We start from the raw sequence: 15,512 nt of genomic DNA, 5'->3' as shown, positions 1-15,512 counted from the left end.
GAGATCAGCCGCGCAGCACGCGGCCCTCCTTGTCCGTGCGGTCGTTGCTGGTGAGGAACAGGATGCCGTCGATCAGCGCCCAGAAGCCCAGACCACCGCAGGTGAGGAGCTGCGCGACACCCACGCCGACGGAGCCGACGTAGAAGCGGCCGATGCCGAGCGTGCCGAGGAAGATCTGCAGGATGCCCGCGACGATCTTCGACTTGTCGGAGTAGGGGCGGCCCTGCGGGTCGACGCCGTACGGGGCGCCGGGGGTGGGGACGGTCATGAGACGTGCTCCTGGATGACTGAATGAAACCGGAGCAGGCCCGCCCCGGGGAACTCCAGGAGGGACCCGTGGCAGATGCCTGCCGAAGGTCGCGTCAGCGTCACCGCGCACACGTGAGCGTGTACACGTCGTCCCCCCTGTGACGTGTGAGCGTACGGAGGAGCATGGGGCCAGCGGGAGAGCGAACGGCCTATTGTTCCCATCCCGTGATCAAGTTATGTCAAAATTCAGCCACGAATATTGCGGACAACCGTCCAGGTGACTGCTACAGCGAGCACCAACACCTGCACCCGCGAGCTCAGTCGGGGCCGCCAGCGCCGTCCGCGCAGCCCTTCCACGATCCAGCGCGCCAACAACGCGAGGGCGAGGGGCGAGGCGAGCAGCAGCACTCTGTTGTCCAGCCAGGCCGCCGTGAACTGACCATGCATCAGGTCGTACACCATCCGTGTGCCGCCGCAGGCCGGACAGAGCAGGCCGGTGAAGAACCGGAAGGGGCAGGCGGGCAGGAGGTGACCGGACTCGTGCGGATCGGTGCCGTACAGATAGCCCGCGCCGGCGGCCCCGGCGACGAGCACCGCGAGGGGTGCTGCCGCCGGATGCCGCAGAACGTCCGCGCGCGGTAGGCGCACGGGGCCCGTCTCAGCCACGCAGCGGTCGGCCCTGGGCGTCGGTGGCGTTGTGCCCCGTCAGCAGCATGATCCCGTCGATGAGGGCCCAGATCCCGAGCCCGCCGCAGGTGAAGAGCTGGGCGAGCCCGATACCGACGCTGCCGATGTAGAACCGCCCGACCCCGAGGCTGCCGAGGCAGAGCTGCAGAACACCCGCGATGATCTTCGACTTGTCGGAGTACGGGCGCCCGTAGGGGTCGTAGCCGTACGGGGCGTTGGGGTCGCCGGTGAAGGTCCCGGGAGGGTACGCGCCGGCCGGGGCGTACCCGCCGGGGGGCGGATACCCCGGCCCCTGCTGATACCCGGACTGCGGAGGCCCGTACGCCTGCCCGGGCTGACCGGGCTGCCCCGGCTGACCGCCCGGCTGCCCGGCCGCGTACGGGTTGGCGTCGCTGGGCGGGACGGCGCCCGGGTTCGGATACCCATACCCGGGAGGCGTCTCCCCGGAGTTCGGATAGCCGTAGCCGGGCGGCTGGTTGGGGGGCTGCTGCGGCTGAGACGGCTGCTCGCTCACGGTGACTGCTCCTGGGGACGGTGATGATGGCGTATGAAAAGAATCAGGTCAGGACATCTTGCCGGAGAGGACCCACAACAGAGAAGCCGGTTCGCCTCAACGGCAAGTCCTGATCTCAGTCGCGACAGAAAGGACCGCACAAGAACGACGTGCGGCACTGCCCGGGGAAGCTTCGTCGAGCAGTCGAGACGGCGGACACGAACGCTGTGTGAGGTGCTCGTGGGCCCCGGACGTGCCGCGTGCCCCGGACTCCGTCCGGGCTGAGCTTCCTCACCTCGACAGCACACTGCCGAGGGCCCCTGCACGTGCGGGGCTTCGCGGGTAGGGCCTTCATCGCGTACATGCTGTGCCGGACGTGGAGTTGGCGACATACTCGACGCACCGATTTCGGGGGCGACAGTATGCATCGACCAACACGGGGCGGCAGCTTCCGGAGCTTGCAGATGAGAGGCGTTCACTCGCGCCTGAGTTACGGCCGTGACCCGGCGGGCCGCCCGGACGAGCACGAGTACCTGCACGTCTGCCGGAACGTGCACTGCTCGGCACCCACCCAATTGGGGGGCTCGTCAGCGCCCCTTCACCAGTGCTGTCAGTCCGGCCTGCTGAGCCGCCCGGTTACCGATGGGTGGTTCTCGCCCATCAGAGGGCAGGATCACGACATCTGGGCATGTCCACGCTGCGAAACCCCTCCCCATAGGAGTGTCGACCCTCCGCAACACGTCGTTTGCGGCCATGGCTTCCTGCGCTTCGCCATAGCCCGCACGCAGCAGTAAAGGGAGCTTGCTGAATGCTGAACGGACTACTCTCCGCAGGAAGCAAGGTCCTTGGAGGCGCGCGATTCAGCTTGATCAGCGTGATGCCCAACTTCCTGGTCATCACGGTGATCGCGGTCCTGGTCCGAGCGCACCTGTACGATCCGGACGCCCCTGCGGACTTCTCCGCGGTGATGCCGTCGAAGGATGACGCCTTCGGTGTAGCGCTCTTCCTTTTCCTCGCCTTTCTGGGCGGAGTGATCCTCCGACCGTTCGAGGCGGCTGTCGTCCAACTTTTAGAGGGATATTGGGAGACTCCTTCACCCCTGGCGCCCCTGTACGGGACAGCGGTGGAGCGGCACAGACGGCGCCGGAACCGCGCAATCCTGGACGTGGCCCATGGCAGCGCGCCCGATGCCACCTTTCCTCCCCTGCCGTCTCTGCGTCCACTCAGCGAGCTTGCCGTCCAGGACCGGACCGACGCCAGAAGATCCCGTGCGGTCGCCAGATCCCGGCGAATCCGACGCGGCTACCCCATGGAAACGCGAGCCCTTGCGAATCTGATCAGCAGAGATCCCGATGGAGAGCTGATGCCTACTCTGCTCGGAAATGCTCTCAGGCGTGGTGAGCGGCTTTCGGGTGACCGCTACGGTCTGGACATGCCGACCATCGGGCCACGGCTCTACCCGTTCACGTCCCCTCGGCTGCAGAGCGCCGTCAACCAGCAGATGGACCTCATCTCGGCCACGGCGTCCTTATGCGTAACGCTACTCGTGACAACTGTCGCGATGCTGCCGCTCGTTGTGCGGCTCGACCTCTGGTCACTACTCCCCCTGGCACCCGCCAGCATGGCCCTTCTGGCGTACAGAGGAGCTGTCGCGGCGGCCATCTACCACGGCACTCTGCTCAGCACGGTCTTCGACTTGCACCGCTTCGACCTGATCAGGGCTTTCCATTACGAGCTTCCGACAGACACCAACGAGTTTGTAGATCTGAACCGCAGGATTTCCACATTCCTCGCCGCCGACAACCAGCAACGGCTCGACAATAGTTTCGAGTTGCAACATGACCCGATGACCCATCCGTCGGACGACCAGGACGTCCTACAGCGAACTGATCGCGACGGATCCGCCCAGACCTAGCACGTTCAGAACGAGCCGGTGCGGATAGCGAGGTCTCCCCTCACTCAGGTACTCGGCAATATTCGGATACACCACGATACGGTCCGCGAAGTGTACGGCCGGTGAGCTCTCCACATTGCCCTTCACTACCGCACAGTATGGCCCGACGACGAGTTCGACCCGGCCGAAGAGCACAGTTATGTCCACCTCGATCGCGCGGGCCGGGTCATTGATCGCCGTGACACCCATGAACTGCGCACCGGACAGATCGATCACGGCGTTCCCGAAGTACGAGCTCACCGTCAAGCTCTGCAAGGGAACCGTCGTGGTGACAACGCGTCGGTCAACCGGAACCAGCACGCTTCGGTACCGGCGCAGCGGATGTTCTTCCCCAGGACGACGCGATTCGGTTCGAACGCCCAGAGAGAGCGCCATTCCGAGGGCGATGACAACGAGCGGCCATACTCGGTCGGCCGACGACTCGTCGAAGGCACCCGCGTTGTAAGCGGCCCACAGCCCGCCCCCCGCAAGGAGAAGGACGGGCCCGACCAGCAACCCTCTGGGCACGGCTGCCCGCAGAATCAGCAGAAGCCCCACCACAGCAAGGCCGTACGGCAGCGCCGACAGCGCCCACTGCCCGCCCGACCGGACGGCCGACCCTCCACCCAGCAGCCAGACCGTGCCGACGACAACCGCCAGCAGCCCGAGGGCAATTCGCGCACGGACCACCGGCTTCGCCTCCCCCAATCAGCCTGAAGAGTACTGAAGCCTCCGCAACAGGTCCCATCGAGGGCAGGGGCGGTTGGAAGCATTACCTCGCCGAACCCACGCCTACAGGGCAAAGTCCGGGCTCGGAGCGCGCCATTCCGCCCACACCTCCTTGCCGCCGCCGTCACGCCGCCCGTTGATCACGAGGTGATGACCCCAGTCGTCGGCACACGCCCGTGTGAGCCAGAGCCCGCGCCCGGACTCGTCGTCGGGCCCGGCCCCCGGCGGACGCGGTGGAGGATACGGACTGCTGTCCCACACGCTGAGCCGCAGCCGCCCGTCGGTCCGCGTGAGCCGCACGGCTACGGAATCCCGCGTACAGGAGAGGGAGTTGGTGACCAGCTCCGACGCGACGAGTTGGGCATTGTCAAGGACGCCGGAACTCACCTGATACCGGGTGAGCACGGCCCGCACGTGGGCCCGGACGATGCCCGGCCCGAGCAGCGAGTTGGGAATCCGTAGCGCGTACTCCCAGTCGCCGTCGAGGGGCGAGTCGGCGAGGTGATGCAGGGCGAGTTCGGTCACGTCCGTAACTCCTTGGTGCGATACAGGGGTTGATGGATGCAGTCAGGTGACGCGGGCGGTGGCTCTGTCGCTGGTGCGGTGCACTTCCGGGGCTCCTGCACCACGTTGAGTGACTGACCGCACACTGAAAGTAGAGCACGTGGTTGCAATACTGCTACCGAACACGGCAACTTATTGGAGTGAAGCCGCGATGCCACCAAGGCCTTCAGCCACCGTTAGGCAGCAGCGCCTAGGCGCTGAAATGCGCAAACTCCGTGAGCGCGCGGGCCTCAACTCCCGTGAGGCGGGACAGAAACTGGGCATCGATCCGGCCCGTATCAGCAACATCGAGTCCGGACGGTTCGGTGTCAGCGCCGATCGTGTTCGAGCATTCGCCCACGGGTACGAATGCTGCGATGAGTCCTACATCGACGCGCTCGCGGCCATGACGGCCGGGCGCTCCCGCAACTGGTGGGACGACTACAGGGATCTCCTCCCTCCGGTCCTGCTGGACCTCTCGGAGATGGAAGAGCACGCGAAGGCACTGCGTACGGTTCAGTTCACGCATCTGCCCGGCCTGCTTCAGACCGCGGACTACGCACGCCTGGTCTTTCAGCAGAACGTGCCCAGCCTGCCGCCTCCGAAGATCGAGCACCGGCTGTCCCACCGGATCAAGCGCCAGGGGATTCTCTACGGCGACAGCCCGACGCAGTACGCCGGGATCATCCACGAGGCGGCTCTGCGTATGCGATTCGGAGGCCCCAACGTCATGCGCGACCAGTTGGCGCACATTGCGCAGATGAGCGAGCGCGAGAACGTGACCGTCCTCGTGCTCCCCTTCTCGGCCGGAATCTTCCCCGGCGCGGGCCAGACCGTGGTCATCGCCCACGGTCCGCACCCACAGTTGGACACCGTGCAGTTGGACACGGAACACGGCTCGGAGTTCCTGCACGCGGAGGCCCAGTTGGAGAAGTACCGAACAATCATGGGCCGCATGGAGCAGCTGTCACTCACTGCCCCGGAATCGCGCGACTTCATCCACGGACTGATCGCAGATCTACAAAAGGACCCGTCATGACCGAACTGCGCTGGCAGAAGTCCTCATTCAGCAGCGAGGCCAGCAACTGCCTGGAACTGGCCACCACCCCCGACGGCGAACTCCGCCTCCGCGAGTCCGACGACCCGACGACCACGCTCGCCCTCGGCTCCGCAGGCCTCCACTCACTGCTGGTCGCCGTCCGCCAGGGGATAACCGGCCGCTCGTAGGCGCAGGCGCTCCGGACCACCCACGTCCGTAGCTCTTGAGGCAGCCTCCTCCCGACAACTGATCCGCGAGATCATCAGCGTCCTTTGAAAGGCCACAAGTGCCCTGTTTTCACTGGCAGAAGTCGTCCTTCAGCAGTGAGGGAAACAACTGCCTGGAACTCGCCATCGCGCCCGACGGAACCCTCCGCCTCCGCGAATCCGACCACCCCGCAACCGCGATCGCCGTCCCCCGTGCGGGCCTCCACTCACTGCTGGCCACGGTCCGCCACGGAAAACCCGGCCGCCCCCGCCCTTGAAGCCGTTCGCGTAGTCGGCAGCGCCCCTCCAGACGCGTGGTCGCCGCGGTATTCGCACGTCACAGCCCCAAAAAAGCTTTACGTGCTGCCCGCGGAATGATCAGCTGTGGCGTCACGAACGGAGTGGCCTCTGGGGAGGGGCCGGGGGATGGGAGATCGCCGAGTGAGTACCAGCGTCGGGACCAGCGGGCAGGCCGGAGAGACAACGCAGCCGTGCCCGCAGTGCGGGGCCGGGATTCGGGTGGACGGGCGGTTCACCACCTGGTGTGCCGGGTGCGACTGGAACGTGGATCCGGAGCGGCCCGGTGAGGAGCCGGGGCGGCTGGAGAGACGGCGGCGAAGACTCGCCCGCCGTCACGGCGAGCGCCTGGCCGCCGAAGTGGCCGCCGGAGAGACGCTGCGCCCGCGACGCGACGCCGCCGGCCTCGCGGCCTACCTGATCGCGCTCACGGTGCACGGAGTCACCGTGGCCCTGGCCGTCGGCGCGATGTGGTTTCTCGTCACCGGGTGGGGCGGCGCCGGGATGGTCCTCGGCCTGGTCCTCGCGGTGCTCACCTGGACGTTGCGGCCGCGCTTCTCCGAACTGCCCGATGATCAGCCCCTGCTGACCCGCACCGACGCGCCCGCGCTCTTCGCGCTGATCGACGAGATCGCCGTCGTCGCGGGTACCCGCGGAGTCGACACGGTCGCCATCAGCACCGAGTTGAACGCGAGCGTGACGACGTACGGGATACGCGGTCGCCGGCTGTTGACGATCGGCATGCCGCTCTGGGAGATCCTCACCCCGCAGGAGCGAATCGCCCTGCTCGGCCACGAACTCGGTCACTACAGCAACGGGGACACCCGCCACGGGCTGATCATCGGCAACGCGCTCCGCTCCCTCAGCACCTGGCGCTACTACGTCGCCCCGACGCCGAACCCGACCCTCGTGGAGGCCTTCGTCAATCTGGTCTTCTTTCTGCCCCGCGCCCTGCTCCAGGGACTGCTGATGCTGCTGGACCGGCTGACCCTGCGGGCGACACAGCGCGCCGAGTACCTCGCCGACTCGATGGCCGCGCGCGCCGGTTCCACCGACGCGGCGGCGTCGGTCATGAACCGTTTCCTCGTCCTCGACTCGGCCGAGACCATGCTGCGGCGCGAGACCAACGCCCAGCAGGTCAGCCGACGCGGCACGGCGGACCGGCAGCCCTGGCAGGGCTTGTGGGAGCGCCTCGGCGCGCACATGGACTCCGTTCCGCAGAGCGAGTACGAACGTCAGCGCCGCGCGGCGATCCTGCGGGGCCACAGCGTCGACACGACCCACCCCCCGACCCACCTGCGCCACCAGTGCCTCCTCGCCGTCCCACCCCTCCCGGCGACCGTCACGACGGACGGCGACACGGAGTCCCGAATCGCCACCGAACTGACCGCCCCGGCCACAACGACGGCCCAGCGCATCGTCAAGCACGGGCTCGGCCGCTAGTCGGGGGGCCGACCTCCTGCGGTTAGCCGCGTGCCGCGTCCCCGGAAGTGCTCCGGCGTCGGCCTACCGCCGTGAGGTCGATCTCGATGTCGAAGGGTGCCGTGGTCTTGAGGCGGTCGTGGAAGATGCCGGTAAGCCCGTAGGACTTTGTGGCGGGGTCGAGTTCGTACACGTAGCGGAGGTTCCGGTCTGTTCCGTCGGTCCAGCACGACGGTGAACTCCCGGTAGACGTCCAGATCATCCGGCGCCCGGCTCAGCAAGCCGCGCTCCAGCAGACGCATGCAGCGCGAGTGGAAGCGCGTCTGCTGGCTCCTGTGGACGAGGCTTCCGTCGATCAACTCCGTGTGCGGCGGGAGGTCAGGGATCCGGTCGAGGTCCTCCGCGATCCAGCCCTCGGGCGGCGGCGTCGGTCGGCGGAACGCACCCTCCGTGTCGGGCTCGTCTCGGATGCGGCGTCCGTCGTTGTTCCCATGCGACGGAGTCTCGCCCGCGGGATCAGCGCTCCCACCAGCAATGACCGCCGGCTCAGCCGAAAGAGTGGCCCGGCGTCGCGGCGCCACACGGGTGACTCCCCTCAGTGGCTGCCCGCCGCCTCCCCCCGCACCCCCACCCCACCACCTAATCTGACGACATGTCAGACGAAGAGTCGTACGAGCTGCTCGGATTCGACAATGTCCTTCTTCCCGTCGGCAGTCTCGACGAGGCCGTGGACTTCTACCGGCGGGCCGGGTTCACCGTCGGGTTCCGGCTCGACGAGGCCGGGATCGCCGTGCTGAAGGTCGGCAAGGAGACCCCCGGCGTGCTGCTGCGGCTGGAGGGGGAGCTGGCGCACCGGCCACCCTCCTGGGCCACTCCCCGGGTGTGGCTGGAGGTGCGGGACGCCAGAGGCATGGCCGACGCCCTCGCCGCCGCCGGCGTCCAGCCGCTCGACGCGCCCCTGTCCGTCGCCACCGGCTGGACCGTCGAGGTCGCCGACCCCTGGGGCAATGTCATCGGGTTCACCGACTACACCAAGCGGCCGGAGTTGGCCCGCACCGGCTGAGGGCGGCCACCGAGGAACCTCCTGAGCCGCACGTCACACCCGTACCGCCGAAGCTTCGCTTGAACGTGTTCAAAAACAGGTCTACATTCTCTCTCGACAGCCTTTTGAACACGTTCAAGAATGGGCGGGGAACATGGACCTCACGGTCGTTGCGTATGTCATATATCTGCTGATCAGCGTCGCGCTGACGGTCTGGGTGGCGCGGACGCTCAGCCACAACGGGCGCATCTTCCTGGCCGACGTCCTGCAGGGCAACGAGAAGCTCGCCGACGCCGTCAACCACCTCCTGGTGGTCGGCTTCTACCTGGTGAACCTCGGCTTCGTGGCGCTCTATCTCAACCAGGACGACGTGATCACCGACGCCCGCGGCGTCTTCGAGGCCCTGTCGACCAAGCTCGGCGTGGTGCTGCTGGTGCTCGGCGCGATGCACCTGGGGAACGTGTACGTGCTCAACAAGATCCGCCGCCGGGGCGTCATGGAGCGCGAGCAGCAGCCGCCCGTGCCGCCGCAGGGCTGGGTCGCGCCGACGGCCGGGGCGTGACTCCGGTGGCGACCGCCGCCGGACCGGACCGGGACGCCGCACGCGTCCCGGTCCGCGGGCTCACCGTCTTGTACGACGCCCGGTGCTCGCTCTGCGCCTTCCTGCGCGACTGGCTCGTACGGCAGCGGCAACTGGTGCCCCTGGAGCTGGTGGCCGCCGGGTCGGCACAGGCCGCACACCGCTTCCCCGGGCTCGACCACGCCGCGACCCTCGACGAGATCACCGTCATCGGCGACGCGGGCCAGGTCTACCGCGGAACCGCCGCCTGGATCGTCACCCTGTGGGCGCTCGCGGACCACCGCCCGATGGCCCACCGGCTCAGCACCCCGGCCGGGGCCCGGCTGGCCCGGGGCGCGGTGCTCGCCGCCGCCAAGTGGCGCGAGGGGCAGCGAGCCCGCCGGGAGGGGTACTGGGGCGGGCAGGAGGGGCAGTGGGGCGGGCGTACGTACGGCGCGGCCGACGGGTGGTCGTACGACCCGGCCGTCGGCTGGACCTACGATCCGCCCGCCTGCGACAGCGGCACCTGTCCGCCTCGTTAGGCTCTGTCCCGTGCCAGCAGCGAACGACAGTGCCCCCAGCCCGGACGGTCCCGCCGTGCCCGACAGCTCCGGCGGGGCCAGGGGCTCCGCGGTGCCCGACGGCCCCGGCGCCCCGCGTACGCCCGCCAAGAGCGAGCAGACCCGGGCCCTGATCCTGGAGACGGCGATGCGCCTGTTCCAGGAACGGGGTTACGAGAAGACGACGATGCGGGCCATCGCCAAGGAGGCCGGGGTCTCCGTAGGCAACGCCTACTACTACTTCGCGGGCAAGGAGCACCTGATCCAGGGCTTCTACGACCGTATGGCCGTGGAGCACCGGGCGGCCGTCCGCGAGGTCCTGGACCACGAGCGGGATCTGGAGAAGCGGATCGCCGGGGTCCTGAAGGCGTGGCTGGACGTGGCGACGCCGTACCACGAGTTCGCCGTGCAGTTCTTCAAGAACGCCGCCGATCCGGACAGCCCGCTCAGCCCGTTCTCGCCCGAGTCGGAGCACGCGCGCGTGGAGGCCATCGGCGTCTGCGGCGAGGTGCTGAGCGGTTCGAAGGCGAAGATCCCGGAGGAGCTGCGGGAGGTGCTTCCCGAGTTGTTGTGGCTCTCGCAGATGGGTCTGGTCCTGTACTGGATCTTCGACCGCACGGAGGGCCGCGAGCGCAGTTACCGCCTCGCCGAACGCGGCGCCCGCCTCACCTCGCTCGGTGTCTCGCTGGCCCGGTTCCGCGTGCTGCGGCCCCTGGTCCGCGAGGTGCACGAACTGTTCACGGACTTCCTGCCGGGGATGACGAACGCGCTGCCCGACCCCGCCAAACCCGCCAGGAAGTCCACCGCTTAGCGCCTCACGGCGCCTCGCGCGGTCAGTTCACCGCGTCCACCTCGTCCTCCGCCAGCTCTACGTCGTACACCAGCGGTTCCGCGCCGACCATCACATGGCGGGCCCGGGAGGCGTGCTCCTGGGCCGTCACGGCCAGCAGGTACGAGCCCGCGGACGGGACCGAGACGATGTACGAGCCGTCGGCCAGCGAGGTCACCCGGTCGAGCTGACGGCCGCCCTTGGAGAGCAGGGTCAGCGCGGCACCCTCCACGGGCTCCCCGTCCGGGGTGCGGACGAAGCCGTGGATCACGGTGGAACCGCCGCCGGTACCGGAACCCGTACCGGTGCCGCGGCCGGTCTCGGCGTCGGCCACGCGCGCGTGGGGCTCGGCGACGGCCTCCTCGCGGGGCTCCACCGCCAGGTGCGGCAGCCGCTTCTCCAGGCCCGCGGGCAGCCACCAGTTGGAGTTGCCCAGCAGGTGCATCGCGGCCGGCACCAGGGCCGTACGCAGGATGAACGCGTCGAGGGCGACCGCCGCCGCGAGCCCGATGCCCGCCATCGCGCCCTCCAGGTCACCGCTGAGCACGAACGCGGAGAACACGCAGATCATGATCAGGGCCGCGCAGTTGATGACCCTGCTGGTCTCGGCGAGGCCGACCCGGACCGCGCGCGCGTTGTCCCGGGTGTGCACCCACTCCTCGTGCATACGGCTCACCAGGAACACCTGGTAGTCCATCGAGAGCCCGAAGAGCAGCGACAGCATGATGACCGGCAGGAAGGCGGTGATCGGCCCCTCCTTGCCGATGCCGAGGAGTTCCGTGCCCCAGCCCCACTGGAAGATCGCGACGAGCACTCCGAAGGAGGCGGCTGCCGCGATGAGGTTCATCAGGGCCGCCGTCAGCGGCACCACCAGGGAGCGGAAGGCCACCATCAGGAGGAGGAAGCCGAGCGTGATGATCGCCACTACGAAGTAGGGCAGCCGGTCCCCCGTGACGGCCGCGAAGTCCTTGAAGACGGCGGTCACTCCGCCCACGTGCGCCTCGGTCCCGGAAGCCGGGATCACGTCGTCGCGCAGCCGGTCGATCAGCTGGTCCGTCTTCTCGGACTGCGGTGACGTGGTGGGTACGACCTGGATGACGGTGATGCCCCGCGCGGGCGGCGCGGCGGCGGCCTGGGCGACTCCGTCGGTCGAGCGAATGGTGGACACGAGCGCGTCCGTGCCGGCCTTGTCCCCGCCGTCCACGACCACCTGGAGCGGGCCGTTGAAGCCGGGCCCGAAGCCTTCGGCGAGCAGGTCGTACGCCTGCCGGGTGGTCGTGGAGTCCTGGTGGTTGCCCTGGTCGGTGGCGCCGAGCCGGATCGACAGGACGGGCAGCGCCAGGATCGTCATGACGACCAGGGCCCCGGCGGCGATCGCTCGCGGACGCTTCTGTACGAACGCGGACCAGCGGGCGGCGAGTCCGCTCGCCTCCTCCGACTCCGGTCCCTCGGCGGCGAGCCTGCGGCGCTGCTTGCGGCTGAGCACCCGCATGCCGAGCAGTCCGAGGAGCGCCGGCAGCAGGGTGATCGCGGCGAGCACGCTCAGCACGACCGTCAGCGAGGTGGCGACGACGACACCGTCCAGGAAGCGCATGTTCATCACCAGCATTCCGGCGAGCGCGATGCACACCGTGCCGCCGGCGAACAGGACCGCGCGGCCCGAGGTGTTGAGGGCCGTGACGGCGGACTCCTCGGGCTGCATGCCGCGCAGGATGCCCCGGCGGTGCCGCGTCACGATGAACAGGGCGTAGTCGATGCCGACACCCAGGCCGATCAGCGAGCCGAGCAGCGGCGCCACTTCGGGCACGTCGGTGACATGGCTGAGCAGCGAGGTCGCCATCAGGCCGGTGCCGAGGGCGGCGATCGCGACGACGAGGGGCAGCAGCATCGCGAAGAGCGAGCCGAAGGCGAGGAAGAGGACGACCGCCGCGGCCAGGATGCCGGTCGTCTCGGCGATGCCGGTGGGCGGTTCCTGGGTGCGGGTGATCGCCTGGCCGCCCAGCTCCACCTGCAGCCCGGCGCGTTCGGCGCCCTGCGCGGTGTCGACGACGTCCTCCACGAGCGCCTTCGGCACACCGTTGGCCTGCTCGGTGAAGGTGATCTGGGCGTACGCGATCCGCCCGTTCTCGCTGACCTGCGAGGCCCCCTGGGCGGCGTACGGGCTGCTGACCTCGCCGACGCCCTTCATGCGCCCGATCTCTTCGAGGGCGGGCTCGATCCGCGAGCGTACGGACGCGTCGCGCGCCGTCCCCCCGTCGACCTTCCACACCACCGTGTCGGTGTCGCCGGACCGCTCCGGGAAGGCCTTCTGCATCAGGTCGTACGCACGCGTGGAGTCCGTGTTCGGAAGGGTGAAGGTGTCCGCGTAGTTCGTGCCCGCGGCGGAACCCGCGAAGCCCAGCCCCAGCAACGCCCCCACCCACAGAATCAGGACCACCAGCCGGTGCCGATAGCACCACCGTGCCAATGTCGTCACGCCTCAACGCCCCTTATTCATGTATCAGTTGTCGGTTGGTCCCCCAGGTCCTGGGGGACAGCATCGGGCGCGGCGCGGGGCGCTGGACATGACCTGGCCATGACTCACAAGGAACTCCAAAGGGAGAGCCGGCCCCGTTGTCGGTGCTCGCGCCGATACTGGGGGGCATGACCGTTCACGAGGGGGCGACCGTGCTGGTCGTCGAGGACGAGCCGAGCATCGCGGACGTGCTGACCATCGCCCTGCGCTACCACCGCTTCCAGGTGATGACGGCGGGGACGGTCCGCCAGGCGCTGACGCTGGCCGAGCGCACGCGCCCGGACGCGGCGCTCCTCGACGTGATGCTCCCGGACGGCGACGGCCGGGCGCTGGGCCGCGAACTGCGCGTGAAGCAGCCCGATCTGGCGCTGGTGTTCCTCACCGCCCGGGACGCGCCCACGGAGATCGTCGGCGCGCTCTCCTTCGGCGACGACTACATCACCAAGCCGTTCAACATCGACGAGGTGGTCGCCCGCATCACCGCCGTGCTGCGCCGCACCCGCACCGCCGACGTCCTGCCCGAGCGCCCGCCGCTGCGCTACGGCGACCTGGAGCTGGACGAGACGACGTACTCGGTGCACCGCGCGGGCCGCACGGTCGAGCTGACCCCGACCGAGTACGCGCTGCTGCGCTTCCTCGTGCGCAACGGCGGCCGGATCGTGCCCAAGGAGCAGTTGCTGCGGCACGTCTGGCAGTACGAGCATCCGGCGGAGTCGACGGTCGTGGAGACGTACATCAGCTATCTGCGGCGCAAGCTCGACGCGCTCGGCGCGCCGGTGATCACGACGCGGCGCGGCGTCGGCTACGGGCTCGCGTGATCCTCCGGCGCTGCCGCGGGCGCGGCATCCACTCCCTGCGCGGCAAGCTGACGGTGGCCAATGTGGCGCTGCTGGCGCTCGGCATCGTCCTGGCGACGGCGGTGAGCCTGATGGGCATGCGGTACTACCTGCTTGACCAGGTCGACTCGGAGCTGCTCAGGATGCGGGACTCCCTGGAGAGTACGCAGCTGACCGCGCGGCAGATCGACTCGCTGAGCGCGCTGGCCTTCGTGCGGGAGGGGAGGACGCCGGAGGCGCAGGGTCCGCCGGACGCGGACTCGCTGTTCGCGGTGGTCGACTCCGAGGGCCGGCCTCTCACACTCGGCACGTTCGAGCCGACCGCGAACCAGCGGGCGCTCGCCGCGGCGGTGGGCGATCCGCGCACGCTCACCGGCGACGCGGATCCGCGCGACGTGACGGTGGACGGTTCCCCGTTCCGGGTGATCGGTGCCTCGCTGTCCGACGATTCCGTGATCCTGGTCGCCGGCTCGACCGACGCGCTGCACAAGGGGATGGCCAAGGCGCTCAAGCTCGATCTGTTCTTCGGGCTGCTGCTGCTGGCGCTGCTCGCCGTGCTGACGATGCTGAGCGTGAGCCGGCGGCTGCGGCCGTTGGAGGACATGGTGGAGACGTCGTCGGCGATCGCCGAGGGGGACCTGGCGCGGCGGGTGCCGTCCAGCCATCACCCCACGCTGGAGGTCGAGCAGTTGCGGCTCGCCCTGAACGCGATGCTCCAGCAGGTCGAGGTGGCGTACCGGACGCGCGAGCGGAGTGCGGCGCAGTTGCGGCGGTTCGTCGCGGACGCCTCGCACGAACTGCGTACGCCGCTGTCGGCGATACGCGGCTATCTCCAGCTGTACGACAAGGGCATGCTGCGGGAGCCGGCCGAGCGCAAGCGGGCGTGGGACCGGATGACCGGGGAGGCCGACCGGATGGGGCGGCTGGTCGACGAACTGCTCACCCTGGCGCGCCTCGACCAGCAGCCCGAACTGCGGTTCCGCAACGTCGACCTGAGCCGGCTGGTGCGGGACGCGGCGGAGGATCTGCGGGCGCAGCAGCCGGGGCGGCCGGTGTCGGTGAGCGCCGAGGGGGCCGTCCTCGTACGGGCGGACGAGTCGGGCCTGCGGCAGGTGCTGGGCAACCTGATGGCGAACGTACGCACGCACACGCCCGCGGATGTCGCGGTCGCCCTCGCGCTGGAGCGGACCGACGGGGTGGTGCGGGTGTGCGTCGCCGACGAGGGGCCGGGGCTGGCGGAGGAGGACGCGGCGCGCATCTTCGACCGGTTCTTCCGGGCGGGTGGGGGTGCGGGGAGTGGGCTGGGGATGGCGATCGTGCAGGGGGTTGTGGTGGCGCACGGGGGTGGGGTGGCGGTTCGGACGTCGCCGGGGGCGGGATTGACGGTGACGGTCACGTTGCCCTCCGGGTTGGGTGGGGGTTGATTTTTCGGGGGCGGGGTGGGGGGATCGGTGAGTCGCAGAGGTGCGGGCCGACCGCGGTGGGCCGCGCAGTTCCCCGCGCCCTGTAGCGCGCCTGCGGCGCATCCCGGGAGGGCACGCAAGGGGCGCGGGGAACTGCGCGGCCAGCACCC

At 69.1% G+C, this 15,512-nt stretch carries 17 protein-coding genes and 1 pseudogene; 11 read left to right on the top strand and 7 right to left on the bottom strand.

All coding sequences use genetic code 11. The features are described 5' to 3' along the window. Positions 1–4 precede the first annotated feature (4 nt). From K3769_RS14890 to K3769_RS14880, 3 genes are all read right to left on the bottom strand, one after another. On the bottom strand, positions 5–268 hold the full coding sequence (locus K3769_RS14890; protein ID WP_308216337.1) for a TM2 domain-containing protein: 264 nt from the start codon (positions 266–268) through the stop codon (positions 5–7). Positions 269–495: 227 nt separating this feature from the next. Beyond that, entirely contained in the window at positions 496–915 is a 420-nt protein-coding gene (locus K3769_RS14885) for a DUF2752 domain-containing protein (protein WP_372514942.1), read from the bottom strand. After that, a complete protein-coding gene (locus K3769_RS14880) occupies positions 908–1,450 on the bottom strand; it encodes a TM2 domain-containing protein (protein WP_267026908.1) in 543 nt (180 codons plus the stop codon). Before K3769_RS14880 ends, K3769_RS14885 begins: the two co-directional genes overlap by 8 nt. A gap of 787 nt (positions 1,451–2,237) precedes the next feature. Between K3769_RS14880 and K3769_RS14875 the strand changes: the two genes are divergently transcribed. After that, positions 2,238–3,344 (top strand): hypothetical protein, encoded by a 1,107-nt coding sequence (locus K3769_RS14875; RefSeq protein ID WP_267026907.1) that lies wholly within the window; start codon positions 2,238–2,240, stop codon positions 3,342–3,344. Here the strand turns inward: K3769_RS14875 and K3769_RS14870 are convergent. Beyond that, on the bottom strand, positions 3,306–4,052 hold the full coding sequence (locus K3769_RS14870; RefSeq protein ID WP_267026906.1) for a hypothetical protein: 747 nt from the start codon (positions 4,050–4,052) through the stop codon (positions 3,306–3,308). The genes K3769_RS14875 and K3769_RS14870 overlap by 39 nt on opposite strands. Before the next feature lie 102 nt (positions 4,053–4,154). Beyond that, the gene (locus tag K3769_RS14865; RefSeq protein WP_267026905.1) at positions 4,155–4,616 is read right to left on the bottom strand and encodes an ATP-binding protein; all 462 of its coding nucleotides are present in this window, start codon (positions 4,614–4,616) and stop codon (positions 4,155–4,157) included. A gap of 190 nt (positions 4,617–4,806) precedes the next feature. Here K3769_RS14865 and K3769_RS14860 point away from each other — a divergent pair, with 190 nt between their 5' ends. The 4 genes from K3769_RS14860 to K3769_RS14845 all read left to right on the top strand — a co-directional run bounded on the left by K3769_RS14860 (position 4,807) and on the right by K3769_RS14845 (position 7,619). After that, the gene (locus K3769_RS14860; RefSeq protein ID WP_267031381.1) at positions 4,807–5,673 is read left to right on the top strand and encodes a helix-turn-helix domain-containing protein; all 867 of its coding nucleotides are present in this window, start codon (positions 4,807–4,809) and stop codon (positions 5,671–5,673) included. Further along, positions 5,670–5,861 (top strand): DUF397 domain-containing protein, encoded by a 192-nt coding sequence (locus K3769_RS14855; protein WP_267026904.1) that lies wholly within the window; start codon positions 5,670–5,672, stop codon positions 5,859–5,861. Before K3769_RS14860 ends, K3769_RS14855 begins: the two co-directional genes overlap by 4 nt. Positions 5,862–5,959: 98 nt before the next feature. After that, a complete protein-coding gene (locus K3769_RS14850) occupies positions 5,960–6,157 on the top strand; it encodes a DUF397 domain-containing protein (protein ID WP_267026903.1) in 198 nt (65 codons plus the stop codon). Between the two features lie 163 nt (positions 6,158–6,320). Then, positions 6,321–7,619: a M48 family metallopeptidase gene (locus K3769_RS14845; RefSeq protein ID WP_267026902.1), complete on the top strand. Its 1,299-nt coding sequence runs from the start codon at positions 6,321–6,323 to the stop codon at positions 7,617–7,619. 22 nt (positions 7,620–7,641) lie between these two features. Here K3769_RS14845 and K3769_RS14840 read toward each other — a convergent pair. Continuing rightward, positions 7,642–8,068, bottom strand: a pseudogene (locus K3769_RS14840) (hypothetical protein). A gap of 182 nt (positions 8,069–8,250) precedes the next feature. On the opposite strand from K3769_RS14840, the gene K3769_RS14835 reads away from it, so the two are divergent. From K3769_RS14835 to K3769_RS14820, 4 genes are all read left to right on the top strand, one after another. Next, on the top strand, positions 8,251–8,661 hold the full coding sequence (locus K3769_RS14835; protein WP_267026901.1) for a VOC family protein: 411 nt from the start codon (positions 8,251–8,253) through the stop codon (positions 8,659–8,661). A 133-nt stretch (positions 8,662–8,794) separates the two neighbouring features. After that, positions 8,795–9,202: a hypothetical protein gene (locus K3769_RS14830; protein ID WP_267026900.1), complete on the top strand. Its 408-nt coding sequence runs from the start codon at positions 8,795–8,797 to the stop codon at positions 9,200–9,202. Beyond that, on the top strand, positions 9,199–9,741 hold the full coding sequence (locus K3769_RS14825; protein ID WP_267026899.1) for a thiol-disulfide oxidoreductase DCC family protein: 543 nt from the start codon (positions 9,199–9,201) through the stop codon (positions 9,739–9,741). The genes K3769_RS14830 and K3769_RS14825 overlap by 4 nt, the downstream gene beginning before the upstream one ends. Positions 9,742–9,832: 91 nt before the next feature. Next, a complete protein-coding gene (locus K3769_RS14820; RefSeq protein WP_267031380.1) occupies positions 9,833–10,570 on the top strand; it encodes a TetR/AcrR family transcriptional regulator in 738 nt (245 codons plus the stop codon). A gap of 22 nt (positions 10,571–10,592) precedes the next feature. On the opposite strand, the gene K3769_RS14815 is transcribed toward K3769_RS14820, so the two are convergent. Beyond that, positions 10,593–13,055 (bottom strand): MMPL family transporter, encoded by a 2,463-nt coding sequence (locus K3769_RS14815; RefSeq protein ID WP_267031379.1) that lies wholly within the window; start codon positions 13,053–13,055, stop codon positions 10,593–10,595. Between the two features lie 176 nt (positions 13,056–13,231). Between K3769_RS14815 and K3769_RS14810 the strand changes: the two genes are divergently transcribed. After that, positions 13,232–13,921 carry a response regulator transcription factor gene (locus K3769_RS14810; protein ID WP_267026898.1) on the top strand — a complete coding sequence of 230 codons (690 nt, stop codon included), beginning with the start codon at positions 13,232–13,234 and terminating at the stop codon, positions 13,919–13,921. Then, positions 13,918–15,363: a sensor histidine kinase gene (locus tag K3769_RS14805; protein WP_267026897.1), complete on the top strand. Its 1,446-nt coding sequence runs from the start codon at positions 13,918–13,920 to the stop codon at positions 15,361–15,363. Before K3769_RS14810 ends, K3769_RS14805 begins: the two co-directional genes overlap by 4 nt. The last annotated feature ends 149 nt before the right edge of the window (positions 15,364–15,512 follow it).

Source organism: Streptomyces ortus (assembly GCF_026341275.1).
Taxonomy (GTDB): domain Bacteria; phylum Actinomycetota; class Actinomycetes; order Streptomycetales; family Streptomycetaceae; genus Streptomyces; species Streptomyces ortus.
Note: the sequence above shows the minus strand (reverse complement) of the source record. Positions and strands in the feature narration are given on the sequence as shown.